The sequence below is a fragment of the Pseudomonas sp. 14P_5.3_Bac1 genome, from assembly GCF_025466135.1.
Taxonomy (GTDB): Bacteria; Pseudomonadota; Gammaproteobacteria; order Pseudomonadales; family Pseudomonadaceae; genus Aquipseudomonas.
Genome location: NZ_JANLOF010000036.1, coordinates 1 through 15674, shown reverse-complemented (window position 1 = coordinate 15674; position 15674 = coordinate 1). Strand labels below are relative to the sequence as shown.

Annotated in this window: 14 protein-coding genes; 4 read left to right on the top strand and 10 right to left on the bottom strand. The window is 61.2% G+C overall.

Annotation, left to right across the window (positions count from 1 at the left end):
* The first annotated feature begins 79 nt into the window (after positions 1-79).
* Complete coding sequence (locus NTD89_RS08330; RefSeq protein WP_262207075.1) at positions 80-5353, top strand: dermonecrotic toxin domain-containing protein; 5274 nt, start codon at positions 80-82, stop codon at positions 5351-5353.
* On the opposite strand, the gene NTD89_RS08325 is transcribed toward NTD89_RS08330, so the two are convergent.
* From NTD89_RS08325 to NTD89_RS08315, 3 genes are all read right to left on the bottom strand, one after another.
* Positions 5328-5969 (bottom strand): LysE family translocator, encoded by a 642-nt coding sequence (locus NTD89_RS08325; protein WP_169367315.1) that lies wholly within the window; start codon positions 5967-5969, stop codon positions 5328-5330. The genes NTD89_RS08330 and NTD89_RS08325 overlap by 26 nt on opposite strands.
* 67 nt (positions 5970-6036) lie before the next feature.
* A complete protein-coding gene (locus NTD89_RS08320) occupies positions 6037-7383 on the bottom strand; it encodes an NCS2 family permease (protein ID WP_145158778.1) in 1347 nt (448 codons plus the stop codon).
* 188 nt (positions 7384-7571) lie between these two features.
* Positions 7572-8006, bottom strand: a complete 435-nt coding sequence (locus NTD89_RS08315; RefSeq protein ID WP_145158776.1) for a MarR family winged helix-turn-helix transcriptional regulator — start codon at positions 8004-8006, stop codon at positions 7572-7574.
* Positions 8007-8087: 81 nt separating this feature from the next.
* Here NTD89_RS08315 and NTD89_RS08310 point away from each other — a divergent pair, with 81 nt between their 5' ends.
* Positions 8088-9254 carry a PLP-dependent aminotransferase family protein gene (locus NTD89_RS08310; RefSeq protein WP_262207072.1) on the top strand — a complete coding sequence of 389 codons (1167 nt, stop codon included), beginning with the start codon at positions 8088-8090 and terminating at the stop codon, positions 9252-9254.
* Between the two features lie 10 nt (positions 9255-9264).
* Positions 9265-9867: a glutathione S-transferase family protein gene (locus tag NTD89_RS08305; RefSeq protein WP_262207071.1), complete on the top strand. Its 603-nt coding sequence runs from the start codon at positions 9265-9267 to the stop codon at positions 9865-9867.
* A 115-nt stretch (positions 9868-9982) separates the two neighbouring features.
* Here NTD89_RS08305 and NTD89_RS08300 read toward each other — a convergent pair whose 3' ends face one another.
* The 5 genes from NTD89_RS08300 to NTD89_RS08280 form a co-directional block, all read right to left on the bottom strand.
* The gene (locus tag NTD89_RS08300; RefSeq protein ID WP_094951448.1) at positions 9983-10354 is read right to left on the bottom strand and encodes a glutathione S-transferase N-terminal domain-containing protein; all 372 of its coding nucleotides are present in this window, start codon (positions 10352-10354) and stop codon (positions 9983-9985) included.
* 102 nt (positions 10355-10456) lie between these two features.
* The gene (folE, locus tag NTD89_RS08295) at positions 10457-11002 is read right to left on the bottom strand and encodes a GTP cyclohydrolase I FolE (protein WP_003442011.1); all 546 of its coding nucleotides are present in this window, start codon (positions 11000-11002) and stop codon (positions 10457-10459) included.
* A 78-nt stretch (positions 11003-11080) separates the two neighbouring features.
* A complete protein-coding gene (locus tag NTD89_RS08290) occupies positions 11081-11638 on the bottom strand; it encodes a Smr/MutS family protein (RefSeq protein WP_064453382.1) in 558 nt (185 codons plus the stop codon).
* Between the two features lie 75 nt (positions 11639-11713).
* Positions 11714-12034, bottom strand: coding sequence for a hypothetical protein (locus tag NTD89_RS08285; RefSeq protein ID WP_053257227.1), 321 nt, complete (start codon positions 12032-12034; stop codon positions 11714-11716).
* 141 nt (positions 12035-12175) lie between these two features.
* A complete protein-coding gene (locus NTD89_RS08280; protein ID WP_106576532.1) occupies positions 12176-12766 on the bottom strand; it encodes a cysteine hydrolase family protein in 591 nt (196 codons plus the stop codon).
* Positions 12767-13005: 239 nt separating this feature from the next.
* Between NTD89_RS08280 and prmB the strand changes: the two genes are divergently transcribed.
* Positions 13006-13914, top strand: coding sequence for a 50S ribosomal protein L3 N(5)-glutamine methyltransferase (gene prmB / locus NTD89_RS08275; RefSeq protein WP_262207064.1), 909 nt, complete (start codon positions 13006-13008; stop codon positions 13912-13914).
* 140 nt (positions 13915-14054) lie between these two features.
* Here the strand turns inward: prmB and NTD89_RS08270 are convergent, their stop codons facing one another.
* Positions 14055-14861 carry a hypothetical protein gene (locus NTD89_RS08270; protein WP_242195510.1) on the bottom strand — a complete coding sequence of 269 codons (807 nt, stop codon included), beginning with the start codon at positions 14859-14861 and terminating at the stop codon, positions 14055-14057.
* 99 nt (positions 14862-14960) lie between these two features.
* Positions 14961-15674: alpha/beta hydrolase (locus NTD89_RS08265; RefSeq protein ID WP_262207062.1), on the bottom strand; the 714-nt coding region annotated here is incomplete at its 5' end.

Sequence of the window (15674 nt, the reverse complement as noted above, 5' to 3'; positions counted from 1 at the left end):
CTGTTGCGCGTTCAACTATCTAGCACCTCTTGAGTGTCGGTGATGCCTAGGCTGGGCGTTTCCTCAGAAGAAAACACCAATGGCCTCGTCCCCAGATCACCCAGGCGTTTTGCCCCCTTTCAGTTCCGTGCCCGAAGACGTTGACGCTGTCGTCGCTGCCCAAGCCGATTTGCAGGCCATTCGAGATCAACTGACCCGGCGGATCAACCGGTTTACCCATCCCAGCCGCCTGATCAATCAGCTCGCTCTTGCCGATTGGCGCTGCGGCGAATCGGTACGCGCACTGGCACAGCTGATAGGGCGCTCGCCCAAAATCCTGCGAGTGATCCGTGCTCAACTGCGCAAAGCATTTGAGATTGAACCGGACACTCTGCTGTTTACCGAGACCAAGCGCCCAGGCGCACCGCAGATCATCAACAGCTTGACCGAGCGGGCCCTGTCGCTGCTGGCACGGCCCTCGGTGCCGATCAATGTCAATCAATTCACCACGCTCAGCATAAGAGGGCAGCCAAGCCGTCGGTTGACCTATACCCCTTTGCAAGCCTTGCAGCGCGTCATTGCGATGCGGCTTTTTGAGCGGCTGGTGCAGGCGGCAGACCACTATTGGGACACCTTGGCGCGGGGCTCATGGCTCACACGCCGCGAGCGCTGGGTTGAGCTGCACGCTGAACTGTTCGCTGACCGGGCCTTCATGGCACGGCAACTGGATGAGCTATCACCGGCGGGCATGAGCCTGGTGCAGGCCGTGATCGATGCCCCGACCGCGACGGCACGCCAACGTGCAGGCGGGGATTGGGCCAGCGTACGGGTGGGCCTGCTGATGTGGCCCGGAACACCCGCGGTGGTGATGCCAGGCGTATTGCACTTTTATCGTGAGGGTGATCCCGCGCAGGCGCCGCAGGTGGTGTACCTGCCGGGTGTGGCCCGCACGTTCTACGAGTACCCGTCTTTTGCCGCCCTGCAGGAAGGCCTGCTGCCGCTGGACCGAGCGCAGTTGGACACGCTCTGGCAGGGGGTGGCGGCAAGTCGTCGCACTGGGTTATGCCCGCCCGCGCAGTTGTCTGCGGCGGGCAGTTTTGTGCGCGGCCTGGAGGTGCTCGACGATGCGTTGGCGCTGAGCGCGCAAGCGTTGTTGCGCGGGCAATGGAACACCGAATTGGCGTGTGCCGTGAGGGTCGATCCTCCCTTTGTTTCTGCACAACCGCCTCGGCCGGTGGCTGTCGCCGCGTTACTCGCGCAGGTGGAAGGGGCGCGAAAGCAGTGGGTCGGCAGCGCTCGGCTTGGCGCTCTTGCTGACCCGCTACTCAAATGGGACCAGCAACGACGCAGCGCAGAAATCATCTTTGCCAGTACCTCACCCGGCTTGGCCTTGCGCACTGCGCAGCAGCAGGTCAAGCGTTACGAAAAAGGTCTGCTGGCCTTGCTGGATCCGTATGAGCCCGGCATCGAGACTCTCGCTTATCAGCAATTCATAGCGCTGAAGGCGCAGCTCGCAGCCCATGCCCAGGCGCTGAATTCGTTGCTGCAGGGTGCAGAGCACCGGCTGCTCGATCTGAAGTTCTGGACCGAGCGCCCCGGTGGCGCGCAAACGCCCAGGCGTGCTTCGCTGTTCATGCATGCCCAAGCCGAGGCACTGCGCTGCGAGGTTCAGCTGCAACACCGTCTCAAACTGCTGGGCACGGCTCACCGCGACCTGATTATCGACGTGCTGGACCCGCCTTCGCCCGCGGCACGCCCGGGCAGCCAAACCCAGGTGCTTTCAATCGCCGTGGGCAGTGAGCCCGATGCTTTTTATCCCCTGCATAATGTGTGGCTGGTGACCACCGCGGCCGCGCTGAGGGTGCCGGCCCGCCAGCTTCCGGTGGTGCTCTACGCCTTTGGGGAAGAGGGCGGTGTGCTGGGTTTTGCCGGGCTGGATGCCTTGACCCGAAGCGTCAAGGCGAGCCTCGGCAGCCGGGACGGCTCGGTGCTGTGGGGCGGTATCGAGCATGACAAGCGCAGCGATTTGCGCGCACATGCGCTGCGTGAAACCTTGGCTGTGCGCTACGTCCCCATCGACGGCAAGCCTGCATTGGCCGCGTTGAAAAAACTGCTCGGTTGCTACGATCGCCTGCACAAAAGCACTGAAGACATCACGCGTATTTTCAGCGAAGTGACGCAGGTCGGGCTCAGTCGCGCGCTGCTGCTGGCGGGGCTGGCGCAACAGCTCAAGGTTCCGGCCAATAGTGCCCTGAGCCAGGCTCAGGCGAACATCGAGTTACTGCGCAAGGCCGCGTCTGAAGCGCAAAAAATGCCAGCGGGCTGGGTGGGCGCCACGCGTGCCCAGCGTAAACGCTTCAAACGTTCGCAGCGTTTTTACCTCAGCAGCGCCTTCGCCTTCCAGACGCGGCTTGAGCAGCACCTGCCCGATTTGGACACGTTTGCCCGCCGTGCCTTGACGGCCCGTTTGCAGCAGGACGGCGTCCCTGCGTCGTGGCTGATCGACCAGCCCTTTATTGAAATGCCTGATGATGTTCATGGCCAGTTTTGTGGGTGGGCGAGCGGCTGCACTGTCGGTGATCGCACCATCGTCCTCACCCCGACCGCTACGCGTACCTCCTTCAGTCTGCTGCAACTGGCGCTGCACAACCTCGACCCGCTGGCGCCATGGACGCAATGGCGATTGAACCGCGCCCGCTTTCTGCAACCTGAATGGCGACACCAGCTCAATGCCGGGTATTTGATCCAGATGGTCGCTTCGCTGGATATCGGCGGGCAGTACGATGCATTGATCAACCGCGCTTTTTATCCGCCTGCCGGCACCGACCGCGCCCTCAGCGAAGGACGCATCCCGCCCTTATTGAATCGCGCGTTGCACGCAGGCGTTGACCACCACCTGTTCCTGGCGCGGCAAAGCGGGCTGTCGGCGAACGCGCAAAGTGTGTTTAGCACCGCCATGGCGGCCCGCATGCCGCCAGACCTGCTGAACAACCCGCATGAGTTGCAACTGCACGTGGTGCACCTGGTGGGCCATACGATGCAGCACGACCGCTATGTCGCAGGCATTGTGGTGGTGCACGACAAGCGCTCCGGGTGTTGCGTGGTCTACTGGCCCGATGCCCCGCAAGCCTGGGTTCTCACCGAGTACAGCGACCTGCAACAGGCCCTTGCTGCATTGAACCGTATCGGCGCATCGGCCGATAACGCCAAAGTGCTCGCGCGACAGGTCGCACCTGGCTGGGCATTTGAGGCAATCACCCACCATCCGGACCGCGCCGATAGCCCAAGTCACCTGTTCAGCACGCTTGATCTGCCGCCTGCATTTTTTATGGTGAAGGGGATTTGGCGGGGGCTTGGCTTTATTCGCTCCTTTAACATCAAGCACCTGGAGCCGACGGCGTTGCTGGATGAGATCCAGGCCCACACCCTTGAGCAGATTGCCAGTGATCCGCAGGGCTGGCTGGCGATTGTCGCCACCTCTCACAGCGACGCCAGGGCATTGCTCTACCACGCCAGCGTGCTTGAGCTGCAGCGCCGCACTCAAGCCGCCAGCCATTCTGGCAAGGCGCTGCAGGCCTACCGCGCGCGCCGCCTTGGTGAGCAAAGCGAGACACGTACGCGGGCGCTGGTGGGGTTTTTCTGCCCGATGTACGGGATCTTTAATCAATTCCATGAACTGCTGCTTATGGCGCGGCGTTATCACCGCTTTGGCGACGCTCACACGGCGGTCGATGTGGGCTTTATGAGCGCGTTTCTGGCAATCGATTTGTTACTTAACTTTATTCCCGGCCCCGCCAGGGTGCCGGTTGCGGCGGCTCGTATGGCGCGGCCCGCCGCGCGGGCTGTGCTGGGGCGTATCCATCGTCTGCGCATGAGGGCCAGCGGGCTTGACCGCCTGGCGCCGCCACCGGTGGCTCAACTCAAGGACCTGGAGCGTTTCAAAATCAAGGGGGTGCCTCAAGGGGCTGTGGCGTTGAAAGGTATTGGTGAAAAAGGCGTGTATGTCAAAGATGGCGAGCTGTTCGTGGCGGATGACTCACACCATTACCCGCTTTATCGGCGCGGCGACGAACACGCGTTGCGCCTGAAAAACCGGCAGGCGCCTGGGCAAGACGAACTGATAGTGAACGTGCACCAGCCCGGGGAGTGGTTACTGGGCGCGGATGCGCCTCAGCCGATGGCGGGGACCAGTTCGACGCTGCTCAGCCCGTGGCGTGCGCCAGTGCATGCACCCCCGGACTGGCAGCCGCCGACGGTGCGCGCCGCCACGCACAACCGCATCTATCGGTCACCGGCGCCGGACCCCTATTGGTTCGAATGGCGTGTTCCGGATGCGACGGGGCAGGTGTCCGGCCTCTCGGCGTTCGGCACGTTTCATGTGCACATGGAGCCGCCGGGATTTCCCTACGATGCCGTCTACATCGGGCCCCGGTATGACAGCCTCGCCGCTTCGGGGGCGGGTTATTACAGGGTGCTTCATCAGGGCGACAATGCGCCCTGGAATGGCATCGCGTTTATCACCCGCAATGAGCCGCTGGTCTCGCTTGCCCGTGTTGATATTGAACGTTGGACGAGCACTGCGATGGGTGAACAGCCCATTGCGATATCACGCGGCGTGTCGGGTGAGTGGCAGGTGCATGCCCCGTTGTTTGACCGGCCGCTGGAGCAGTCCGTGGGGCAAGCGTTCCCCAGCATGACCCGCCGCAGCCAGGCATTGGCAGCCGCAAGGCTGATTGAACTGGCCGATTCTTCGCGCTCGGCGACGGCCACGCACCTGATCAATATCCGCTCGACGCTGGACAATTGGCTGATGTCGACTCCCAACGGGCCGGGTCAGACAGATGATTTGCTGAGAATGTTACGGCCCATTCAAAGGGCGGGCAGGGCGCTGCACATCGGTTACGAGGGCAAGGCCCCCGGCTTCACGCGTGTCGACTTCCGGGCCGTCGGGTTAGACCCTGCGTTGCAATCCGGCGGTGGTGAGGTCAAGCCTCAGCGGATCATCGCGCTGCGCGCCGCAGTCAAGCGCGCGCTGGAGCAGCAAGGGTTCAGCGTGCAGGAACTGCAGCTCAGGCACGGGCGCAAGCCCACGCATGAGTTGATCGCGACCCATCCTTCTTCCCCTTCAAACACGCTGTACTACGTGTCCATTCACTGGATCGAGAGAGGCACGGTGAGGCTGGAAACCCGGCTGACGGACCGGTGGTTTGACGCCGCAATCAATACGCATCCCCGGTCGGTTGCGTTGATGGGCGTCAAGAGCGCCATCAACGAAAATCGCCTGGCTCGGATCGTTGCCGGCATTCAATGGCCTACGACGCAGGCGGCCCGCCCGAGCGTCTACTTTGTCAAAGTGAGCCCGTCCTCGCCTTGATCAGCGACACCATGCCCGCGGCGCCGAACAGTGCGGCGCTGACACGGTTGAACCAGCTCTGGCCACTGCCGCTGCGCAGGTAGCGCGCTGCCCCATGGGCGCCCAGGCCGTAGGCCAGCTTGCACAGCAAGTCGAGTACGGTCCAGGTAGCAATCATGATCAGCAATTGCGGCAGGAACGCGTGCTCGCTGCTGAGAAACTGCGGCAAGAAGGCGGCAAAGAACAGGATGTCCTTGGGGTTGCTGGCGCCCAGCACAAACGCGCGACCGAACAAGGCGCGAAAACGCGGTGTGGCCACGGCCTGGGGCACCACGGCGCCCTGGGCCGGTTGGCGCGATTGCTGCCAGCTCTGCCAGGCGAGATAAAACAGGTACAGCGCACCGACGACCTTCAGGGCGCTGAACAACTGCTCCGAGGCCAGCAGCAATGCACCCAGCCCCAATGCCGAGGCACTCAACAGGCAGATCGAGGCGAACACGCCGCCCAGAAACGCCGGGTAGGAACGGCGCAGGCCGTAGTTCAGGCTGTTGCTGATCATCAACAGCGACAGCGGGCCGGGGATCAGGATCACGATCAATGCAGCGCCACTGAACAGCAGCCAGGTTTCCAGGGTCATTTACAGTCCTCCATTCGTACAAAAGCCCCACCCGAAGGTGAGGCGGTTTTCGGCCGTTTCCTGCGAACTACAGGAAGATGAACTTCGCGATGAAAATCGCGCACAGCACCCACAGGCTGATGGAAATCTCGCGGTACTTGCCGGTGCCGGCCTTGAGCGCCACATATGTGATGAAGCCCAGGGCGATACCGTCGGCAACCGAGAACGTCAGCGGCATCATGATCGCGGTCACGATGGCCGGGATGCTGTCGGTGGCTTCATCCCAATTGATATGGGCCATGCTCGCCATCATCAGCATCGCTACGTAAATCAGTGCACCGGCGGTGGCATACGCAGGAATCATGCCCGCCAAGGGCGCGAAAAACATTGCCGCCACAAACAGCACGCCCACGGTCACGGCGGTCAACCCGGTGCGACCGCCCGCGGCTACACCGGCGGCACTTTCTACATAACTGGTCACCGGCGGCACACCGACCATGGCGCCAAACACGCTGGAGGCACTGTCGGCTTTCAGCGCGCGGGACAGGTTATGAATCTTGCCATCGGCGCCCACCAGCCCGGCGCGTTGCGCAACGCCCATCAGTGTACCGGCAGTGTCGAACATGTGTACAAAAAGAAACGCAAATACAACGCTGATCATGCTGACATTGAATACACCCTTCACGTCCATGGCCATCCAGGTCGGCGCCAGGCTGGGTGGGGTGGAGAGAATGCCGTTGTAGTGCACCAGGTCCAGGCCCCATCCGGCCAGGGTGACGGCGATGATGCTGATGAGGATTGCGCCGAACACGCGGTGATAGCTGAGGATCGCGATCAGCAAAAAGCACACCGCCGCCAGCAGGGGCGCAGGCTCGTGCAGCGACCCCAGCTTGATCAGCGTGGCCGGGCTGTCGACGATGATGCCGGCGGTTTTCAGGCCGATCACCCCCAGAAACAGGCCGACACCGGCGCCCATGGCGTGGCGCAGGCTGACGGGAATACTGTTGAGCAGCCACTCACGTACACGGGACAGGGTCAGGCCCATGAACAACACCCCGGAAACAAACACCGCGCCCAGCGCTGTTTCCCAGTGATAGCCCATGGTGCCGACCACGGTGTAGGTGAAAAACGCGTTCAAGCCCATGCCGGGCGCCAGGCCCACGGGCCAGTTGGCGTAAAGGCCCATCAGCAGACAACCGAGCGCAGCGGCGATGCACGTGGCGACAAACGCCGCACCGTGGTCGATGCCGGCATCGGCCATGATGTTCGGGTTGACGAAGATGATGTAGGCCATGGTGATGAACGTGGTGAGGCCGGCGATCAGTTCGGTCTTCACTGTGGTGCCATGCAAACGCAGTTTGAACAGGCGTTCCAGCCAACCGCCTTGCGGCGCGGAGAGGTCCAGCGTTGGGGCTTCGGATTTGCGGCTTTCCACAGCGAGTACTCCTCAAGAGTTTTATTGTTATTTCCAGCGCCGGTCACAGGTGTGGGCAACAGCGCTTTGAGGTACTGGCGGGTTTTTGTTGACCAATAGGTCAGGAACTCGCACGAAGCGAATTATGCTTTTGTATACAAATAAAGCAAATAATGTTTTCGATTAGGTGTTCGAAAAAAGATGAAAGGCTAATTCACGGCACTCAGCGCCTGATTCACCGCCAGCCATCCCGCCACCGCGTCTTCGCCGGCTTCGCTGAAGGCGCGCTGCAACAGCTTCACCTGTTCGCGGCGCAGGGACTGCTCGAAACGCTGGCCCTCGTCGCTCAATTCCAACAGGCGTTTACGCTTGTCGGTCTCGGACGCCACGCTGTTTACCAAGTGCATTTCTTGCAGCTGTCGCAACGGTATGTTCAACGCCTGCTTGCTCACGCCGAGCAACTCCAGCAGTTGCTTTACGCTCAAGGCGGGGTAGCGCGCGATAAAAAACACGATGCGCTGGTGCACACGGCTCAGGCCTCGGCGTTCGAGCATCTCGTCGGCCTTGGCGGTAAAAGCCTGGTAGCCGAAAAAGAACGCTTCCATGGCTTGTTGCTGGCTGCTCTGGGTTTTAAGGTCAAGCATATTGACGTATCTACTCAAGTCGGCGTAATTTCGGTCAAGCAGTTTGACGTATTTTCCATGCGCTTTGCCACCGGTGACCTTATGGCCTTCTCTGAACGTGTTACGCGCCTCAAAAGCTCCTTGATCCGTGAAATCCTTGCCGCAGCCCAGCGCCCGGAAGTGATGTCGTTCGCCGGCGGCCTGCCGGCCGAAGCCATGCTGCCGGCACTGAACTGGGACGGCATGCCGCTCACCCTCGGCCAATATGGCATGAGCGAAGGCGAACCGCAGTTGCGCGAACTGCTCGCCGCCCAGGCCCGCGCGTTGGGCGTACCGTGCCAGGCGAGCCAGGTGCTGGTGGTCAGCGGGTCCCAGCAAACCCTGGACCTGGCCGCCAAACTGTATATCGACAAGGGCACCAAGGTTCTGCTGGAAGGCCCGACTTACCTGGCGGCGTTGCAGATCTTCCAACTGTTCGGTGCCGATTGCCTGACTGTGCAACTGGAGGCCGACGGTCCGAACCTCGCCACTTTGCGCAGCCTCCTTGAACACCATCGCCCGGCGTTCACCTACCTGATCCCGACGTTCCAGAACCCTTCGGCCGTACGCTACAGCGAGGCCAAGCGCACGGCCGTCGCCGCTTTGCTCGATGAGTTCGGCGTCACCCTGATCGAAGACGAACCCTACCGCGAACTGAGCTTCGACGGCGCCAGTGCGCAGCCCATCGCCGGCCGCCTGAAAAAAGCCAGCTGGATCTACACCGGCACCGTCTCCAAGACCCTGCTGCCGGGCCTGCGCGTCGGCTACCTGATCGCCAGCCCGGATCTGTTCCCGCATTTGCTCAAGCTCAAGCAATCGGCGGACCTGCACACCAACCGCGTCGGCCAGTGGCAGGCCATGCAGTGGATCGGCACCCAGAAATACCAGCAGCACCTGGCGCAACTGCGCCGCTTTTACCGCGAGCGTCGCGATGCATTTCAGGCCGCGCTGGAGCGTCATTTTGGCGATCTGGCTGACTGGCAGACGCCTGAGGGCGGATTATTCTTCTGGCTGACCTTGAAACAACCGCTCGACACCCGCACCTTGTTGGCGCAAGCATTGGATCAGGACGTCGCGTTCATGCCCGGTGAACCGTTCTTTTCCGAGCCCGATCAACACCTCGGCTCGTTGCGCCTCAATTTCAGCCATATCGACCCGGCCCGTCTGGACGAAGGTCTCAAGCGCCTGGCCGCGGTGGTCCGTCAAGCACAGCACGCGCAAGCGGCATAAGGGGAGCCCCATGTACAAGGTTTATGGCGATTACAAGTCGGGCAACTGCTACAAGGTCAAATTGATGCTCAATCTGTTGGGCATCGAGTACCAATGGATCGATGTCGATATTCTCAAGGGCGACACCCAGACCGCCGAATTCCTGGCCAAGAACCCCAACGGCAAGATCCCGGTGCTGGAGCTGGAAGATGGCACCTGCCTGTGGGAGTCCAACGCTATCCTCAACTTCCTGGCGGACGGCAGCGAGTTTCTGCCGGCTGAGCCACGCCTGCGTACCCAAGTGCTGCAATGGCAGTTTTTCGAGCAATACAGCCATGAGCCCTATATCGCGGTGGCGCGGTTTATCCAGTTCTACCTGAACATGCCGCAAGACCGACTGGAGGAATACAAAAACACCCATAAGGGCGGCTACAAGGCGTTGAGGGTGATGGAGCGTCAGTTGCAAGCCACGCCCTACCTGGTAGGCGAGCAATATTCGATTGCCGATATCGCGCTGTACGCCTACACCCACGTGGCTCATGAAGGGGGTTTTGACCTGACGCCGTACCCGGCGGTGCAGGCGTGGCTCAAGCGTGTGGCCAGCCATCCCAAACATGTGGCGATGCTGGGCTGAACACAGGTCCAAATGTGGGAGCGGGCTTGCTCGCCAAGGGTGGGCAGTCACTGATGATTCGACTGATCCACCGCTTTCGCGAGCAAGCCAGCTCCCACACTGACCGCGGTGTTTATCAGACTGCGGCGAACCGCTTGTCCAGGTAATCAATGATCACCTTGGAGTCATACATCCAAGTGGTCTGGCCATTTTCTTCAATGCGCAGGCACGGCACTTTGATCTTGCCGCCTTGCTCCAGCAGGGTCTGGCGATCTTGCGCATTGTTCTTGGCGTCCTTCAACGCCACCGGCACATTCAGACGGTGCAACGTACGACGGGTCTTCACGCAGAACGGGCAGGCGTGGAACTGATACAGGGTCAGGTCCTTGGCCGCAGCGTTCACCTGCGCCTGTTGTTCGGCGGGGCGCTGCTTTTTGCGTGGGCGGGTAATGAAGTCGCCCGCGATGATGACGTGGCCGAGGCCCACTCGAAGTGCTTTGACGAACATGGCTGAAAACCTCTTGCCCATGAAGAAGGGGCCGCAGCTTACCTGAAATTTGCAGGCGAAAAAAAACCGGCGATGAACGCCGGTCTTTTCCTGCACAGCCTGTTACTTGATCAGGCTGAGAAACTCGCTGCGCGTGGCCGCGTTTTCGCGGAACTCACCCAGCATCACCGAGGTGATCATCGAAGAGTTCTGTTTCTCTACACCGCGCATCATCATGCACATGTGCTTGGCTTCGATCACCACGGCCACGCCCAGCGCGCCGGTGACTTGCATCACGGCATCGGCGATCTGGCGGCTGAGGTTTTCCTGGATCTGCAGGCGGCGCGCATACATGTCGACAATCCGCGCCACTTTCGACAGACCCAGCACTTTGCCGCTCGGGATATACGCGACGTGAGCCTTACCGATAAACGGCAGCAGGTGGTGTTCGCACAGCGAGTACAGCTCGATGTCCTTGACCAGCACCATTTCGCTGTTGTCGGAGCTGAACAAGGCACCGTTGGTGACCTCTTCGAGTGTCTGTTCATAGCCGCGGCAAAGGTACTGCATCGCCTTGGCGGCACGCTTTGGCGTGTCGAGCAGGCCCTCGCGTGAGACGTCCTCGCCGAGTTGGCCGAGGATCGCGGTGTAATTCTGTTCCAGGGACATGAAACTACCTGTGGGATTTTCGCAAAGCGCAAGGTTACGGTGGCGGACACATCGCTGCAAGCCTGACGATGGCACTTGTTACTCGTCGCGCCCCTCCATCATGGTGCGCTTGAGCATCACATACACCGCGCCCGCGCCGCCGTGGCGGGCCTGGCAAGAGGTAAAACCGAGCACTTGGGCATGCTGGCGCAGCCAAGTGTTGACGTGGCTCTTGATCATCGGCCGCTTGCCATCCAACCGCACGGCCTTGCCGTGGGTGACGCGCACGCAGCGGATTTCGAATTTGGTCGCTTCGGCCAGGAAGGCCCAGAGGGTTTCGCGGGCTTTTTCGACGTTCATGCCGTGCAGGTCAAGGCTGCCCTCGAACGGGATCTGGCCGATCTTGAGCTTGCGCATCTGGCTTTCCTGCACGCCGTCGCGGGCCCACATCAACTCGTCTTCGGGGCCTACGTCGATTACGAACTGGTCCGACAGGCCATCCACGGTGGTGGCATCGGTGCGCACGGTCGCGGCCTGGCGCAGCTTGGCGATCTGCGCCCGGTCGGTCTTGGGTTTGCCGGTGTCGGCGCGGTCGTGCTTGATCGGCTTGACGCCGCGCAGCTCGTTTTTGAACAGGGAAAAATCGTCGTCTTGCATGTCAGCCTCCGCGAAGGGCGGGCAGTTTACCTAAATCGCGGCGGCCGGGGCGCAGGAAACGCTATCCAAGCGCCATCAGTCGTGCTTTTTCATCAGGTGTGAGGCAATGTTCAGCGACAACGGCTGGCGCATCCGCCGACGGCTGCGACGCCATAACCAGACGCCCAGCCAGAGCACCAACAGGCCGATCACCAACAAAATTGCCGAGCCGCCCGGGCTGGCATTCAGTTCGCCGAGTGCCGGCGAATGACCAAACAAACCGGCGCCACCGGCACCAGCCAGCAGCAAACCTACAATGGCCAGCAGCGCGGCAAAGCCGGCCACCAGGCGCAGACGCCAGTTGCTCGGGCCCTTGGGGCGCAAGCGACGAGCGTCAAAACCATCGGATATCTTCATTCCGACCTTTCCTCCAGGGTATCGGCCCTTCGACCGGAAGATACACAGGTTGTTCCTGTACCAGAGGCAATTGCAGAAAATGAAAAGGTTTTGCGGATGAGCGGGGCAATAAACACGCCGCGCCGCTCATCAGAAGGTCAATCAGATCAGATCTTTGGTCAACGCGAGGGTCGCGAAGTTGTCGGCCATGATGGCCATTTCGGTCTGTTGCACATGTTCAGCGCTCAGGATGCCGCCTTTGTAAGGCAGGTCGCGCGTGGCGCAGGCGTCTTCCACCAGGGTGCAGCGAAAGCCCAGGTTCTTGGCGGCGCGCACGGTTGTGCTGACGCTGGAATGGCTCATGAAGCCACAGACGATAAGGTCCAGAGAGCCGAGATCCTGCAGGTGTTTTTCCAGCCCGGTGCCGTGAAACGCGCTCGGCAGCAGTTTGCCGATGATGGTTTCGTCACCGAGTGGTTCCAGGCCGGGAATGAATTCGCCGCGCTCGCCCTGTGGGTCGAACAGGCCACCGACGGTGCCAAGGTGACGTACATGCACGATCGGACGCCCGGCATTGCGCGCGGCAGCAACCAACTGCTTGATGTTTTCGACCGCCGCGTCCATGCCCGAGAGGGCGAGTGGACCGCTGAGGTATTCCTTTTGGGCGTCGATGATCACGAGGGTCGCATGGTTCAGGTTGGCTGCTGCGTAACCGCGACCGCTGAGTTGAAACATCGTCTTTGGAACGGACATTCTGGGGCTCCTGTGAGGGGGGCTTTTGCGACATTGTCCACTGGCTGAGCGGTTCTGTGAATCGCTACCATCGTAAGGTACGCCGTTGTTGACGTGCAGCCATGTCAAGGGGGCGGCTTGTTTAAGCCTGCGATGGCAAATTGGATGAAATCCGACGGATGGCGAAGGGGTTTCGTACATCGTCGGTACAGGCGAAGGCTGTTAGAATCGCCAGTCGTTTTTTCCAGGAGCTTGTCCCCGTGATCACATCCCGCCTGCGCACACTGCGCGACCATATCCGTTGGGCTGTCAGCCGTTTCCATGGGGAAGACCTGTTTTTCGGCCATGGTACCGACAATGCCTGGGACGAAGCCCGGCAGTTGGTGCTCGGTGCCTTGCACCTGCCTTGGGAAATTGCCGACAGCTACCTGGACTGCAACCTGGAAGAAGAGGAAATTTCCCACGTTCAGCGCCTGCTGCACCGCCGTATCCATGAGCGTGTACCCACCGCTTACCTGTTGAAGGAAGCCTGGTTCTGCGGCATGTCGTTTATCGTCGACGAGCGTGTGCTGATCCCGCGTTCACCGATTGGCGAACTGATCGAAAACCGCTTCGAACCCTGGCTGGCCCAGCCACCGGCGCGCATCCTCGACCTGTGCACCGGCTCCGGTTGCATTGGTATCGCGTGCGCCTACGAGTTCCAGGACGCCGAAGTGGTGCTGGGCGACCTGTCCTTCGAAGCGCTGGAGGTGGCCAACCAGAATATCGAGCGCCATGGCGTCGACGAGCGCGTCTACACCGTGCAGGGTGACGGCTTCGACGGTTTGCCGGGTCAGCGGTTTGATCTGATCGTGTCCAACCCGCCATATGTGGATGCCGAAGACTTCGCCGACATGCCCGACGAATACCAGCACGAGCCGGAGTTGGGCCTGGCCTGCGGCGATGATGGCTTGAACCTGGTGCGCCGGATGTTGGCTGAGGCCGCAGAACACCTCACCGAGAAAGGCTTGTTGATTGTCGAGGTTGGCAACAGCCAGGTGCACGTTGAGGCGCTATACCCGGAAGTCGACTTTGCCTGGCTGGAGTTCCAGCGCGGCGGGCATGGTGTGTTCATGCTGACGGCCGAGCAGTGCCGCGCGCATCAAGCGGTATTTGCTGCTCGGGTTTAAACCCACCCAACTGTAGAAACCGACCCTGAATGTGGGAGCGGGCTTGCCCGCGAAAGCGGTGTATCAGTCACTGATAAGTTGACTGTCATACCGCTTTCGCGAGCAAGCCCGCTCCCACATTTCAATTGCGTTCCAACGTGCTAGCGGTGCGTGGCAATCCAGATCAGCAACCCCGCCTGAAATACCGTAAACGCCACCAAACAGGTGATGGTAAAGCGCAGCCCGCTGTCCTCACGCTTGAACTTGGTGACCTTTTCCTCTTCCTTGCGCAGTTTCACTTCCTGCTCGGCCAGGTTCTGCTCGGCCTGTTGCAGCATCTGCGCCGCTTCGAGGATTTCCACGAACTGCACCTTCTCGGTGTTCCAGCTGTCCAGCACGTCGCTGACTTTGCCCGGCTGCACGTTGCCTTTGAGGTGTTGCACATCGGCGTAGGCCACATCAAAGCCCTGGATGCGCAGGAAGTGATCGCGGCGCAGGCGCGTGGCTTCGTTCAGCGCGTCTTTATTGGCCAGATCCACGCCATCGACGCGGTAGTGTGACCACTTCTTTTTTGCCCACGCCGCGCCTTGAGCGACGAGGAAGCGACCGATCCCGCGGTTGGCCGGTTCGATTTCCAGGCTGTTGCCCGGGCCGAAGTGCACGCGGTGCTTATCGTGATCGACCCAGATATCCAAGTGGTTCTGCTCGCGACGCACTCGCTGGCCCGGCAACTGGATGACCATGCGCAACAGGCTGTGGTGTTTGTCATTGCGTTCGGCATAACCGAACTGCACGAACCGCAACGGCCGCGCGCCGGTGGCACGGTCGGTGGCCAGGGGCGCCAGGCGCAGCATCTTGAAATGTTCGGCCTGCACGTCCGCCCACGGCAGGGCCGCTGCCTCGACGGCCTCGGTTTTTTCAGCCGCGGTGTCGGCAATAGGTTCTGGTGTAGCTTCTGTGGTTGTCATGCGGCGCGATCCTGTCCAAGCCCTGCAGGTCGACAGTCTTTTTACTGTCGACCCTGGGCTTATCGGCCGTTTTTCTCAGGACTGGAGGTAAACAGTCGCTTAACGGGGTTGAAGTCCGTCGATAAAGCGCACGATGCGCTCACCCAGCTCGGCGGCAAGCGGCAGTTTCGGGTCGTTGTAGGAGGCCAGTTGCTCTTTCACGTCCTTGGGCACAATGCGCATGACATGGTTCATGCCTTCGATCACCGTCAAGTGCGCGTCGGGCTTGGCGTTTTTCAGTTGCCGGGCATCTGCGACGCCCACCTGAATATCGTTGGTGCCCTGGATGATCAAGGCCGGCATGGTCAGCTTGGCGAACGCGGCTGACGGGTCGGCGCGAAACAGGCTGATCAGATAAGGCTGCACGCTGGGTCGGAAAATACCTTCCAGCGGGCCGGGCACATCGGCATCCACTTGGCCGGCCTTGAGGTGGTCGAGGATCTCGTTGCTGCGCAGCAACAGGGCAGGGGGCAGGTGATCGGCCAACTGCTGGCGGATCACCTGATCCACCGGCCGCGCACTGCCAGACAGAGAAATAACGCCGGCCGGATTCAGTTGCGGTGCGGCGAGCGCGGCAACCAGCGCGCCTTCGCTGTGGCCCAGGACGATCAGCGGGCCCATGCGGCTGTCGGCCTTGAGCAGCTTGCCCCAGGCCACGGCATCGGATACGTAGGCGTCCAGGGTCAGGTTGCGTTCATCCGGCGTGGGCGCCCCGCGGGGGGGCCCCCCCCCCGTGTTGGTTCGCCCCCAGGCAATGTTTTTTTGGGGCATCAA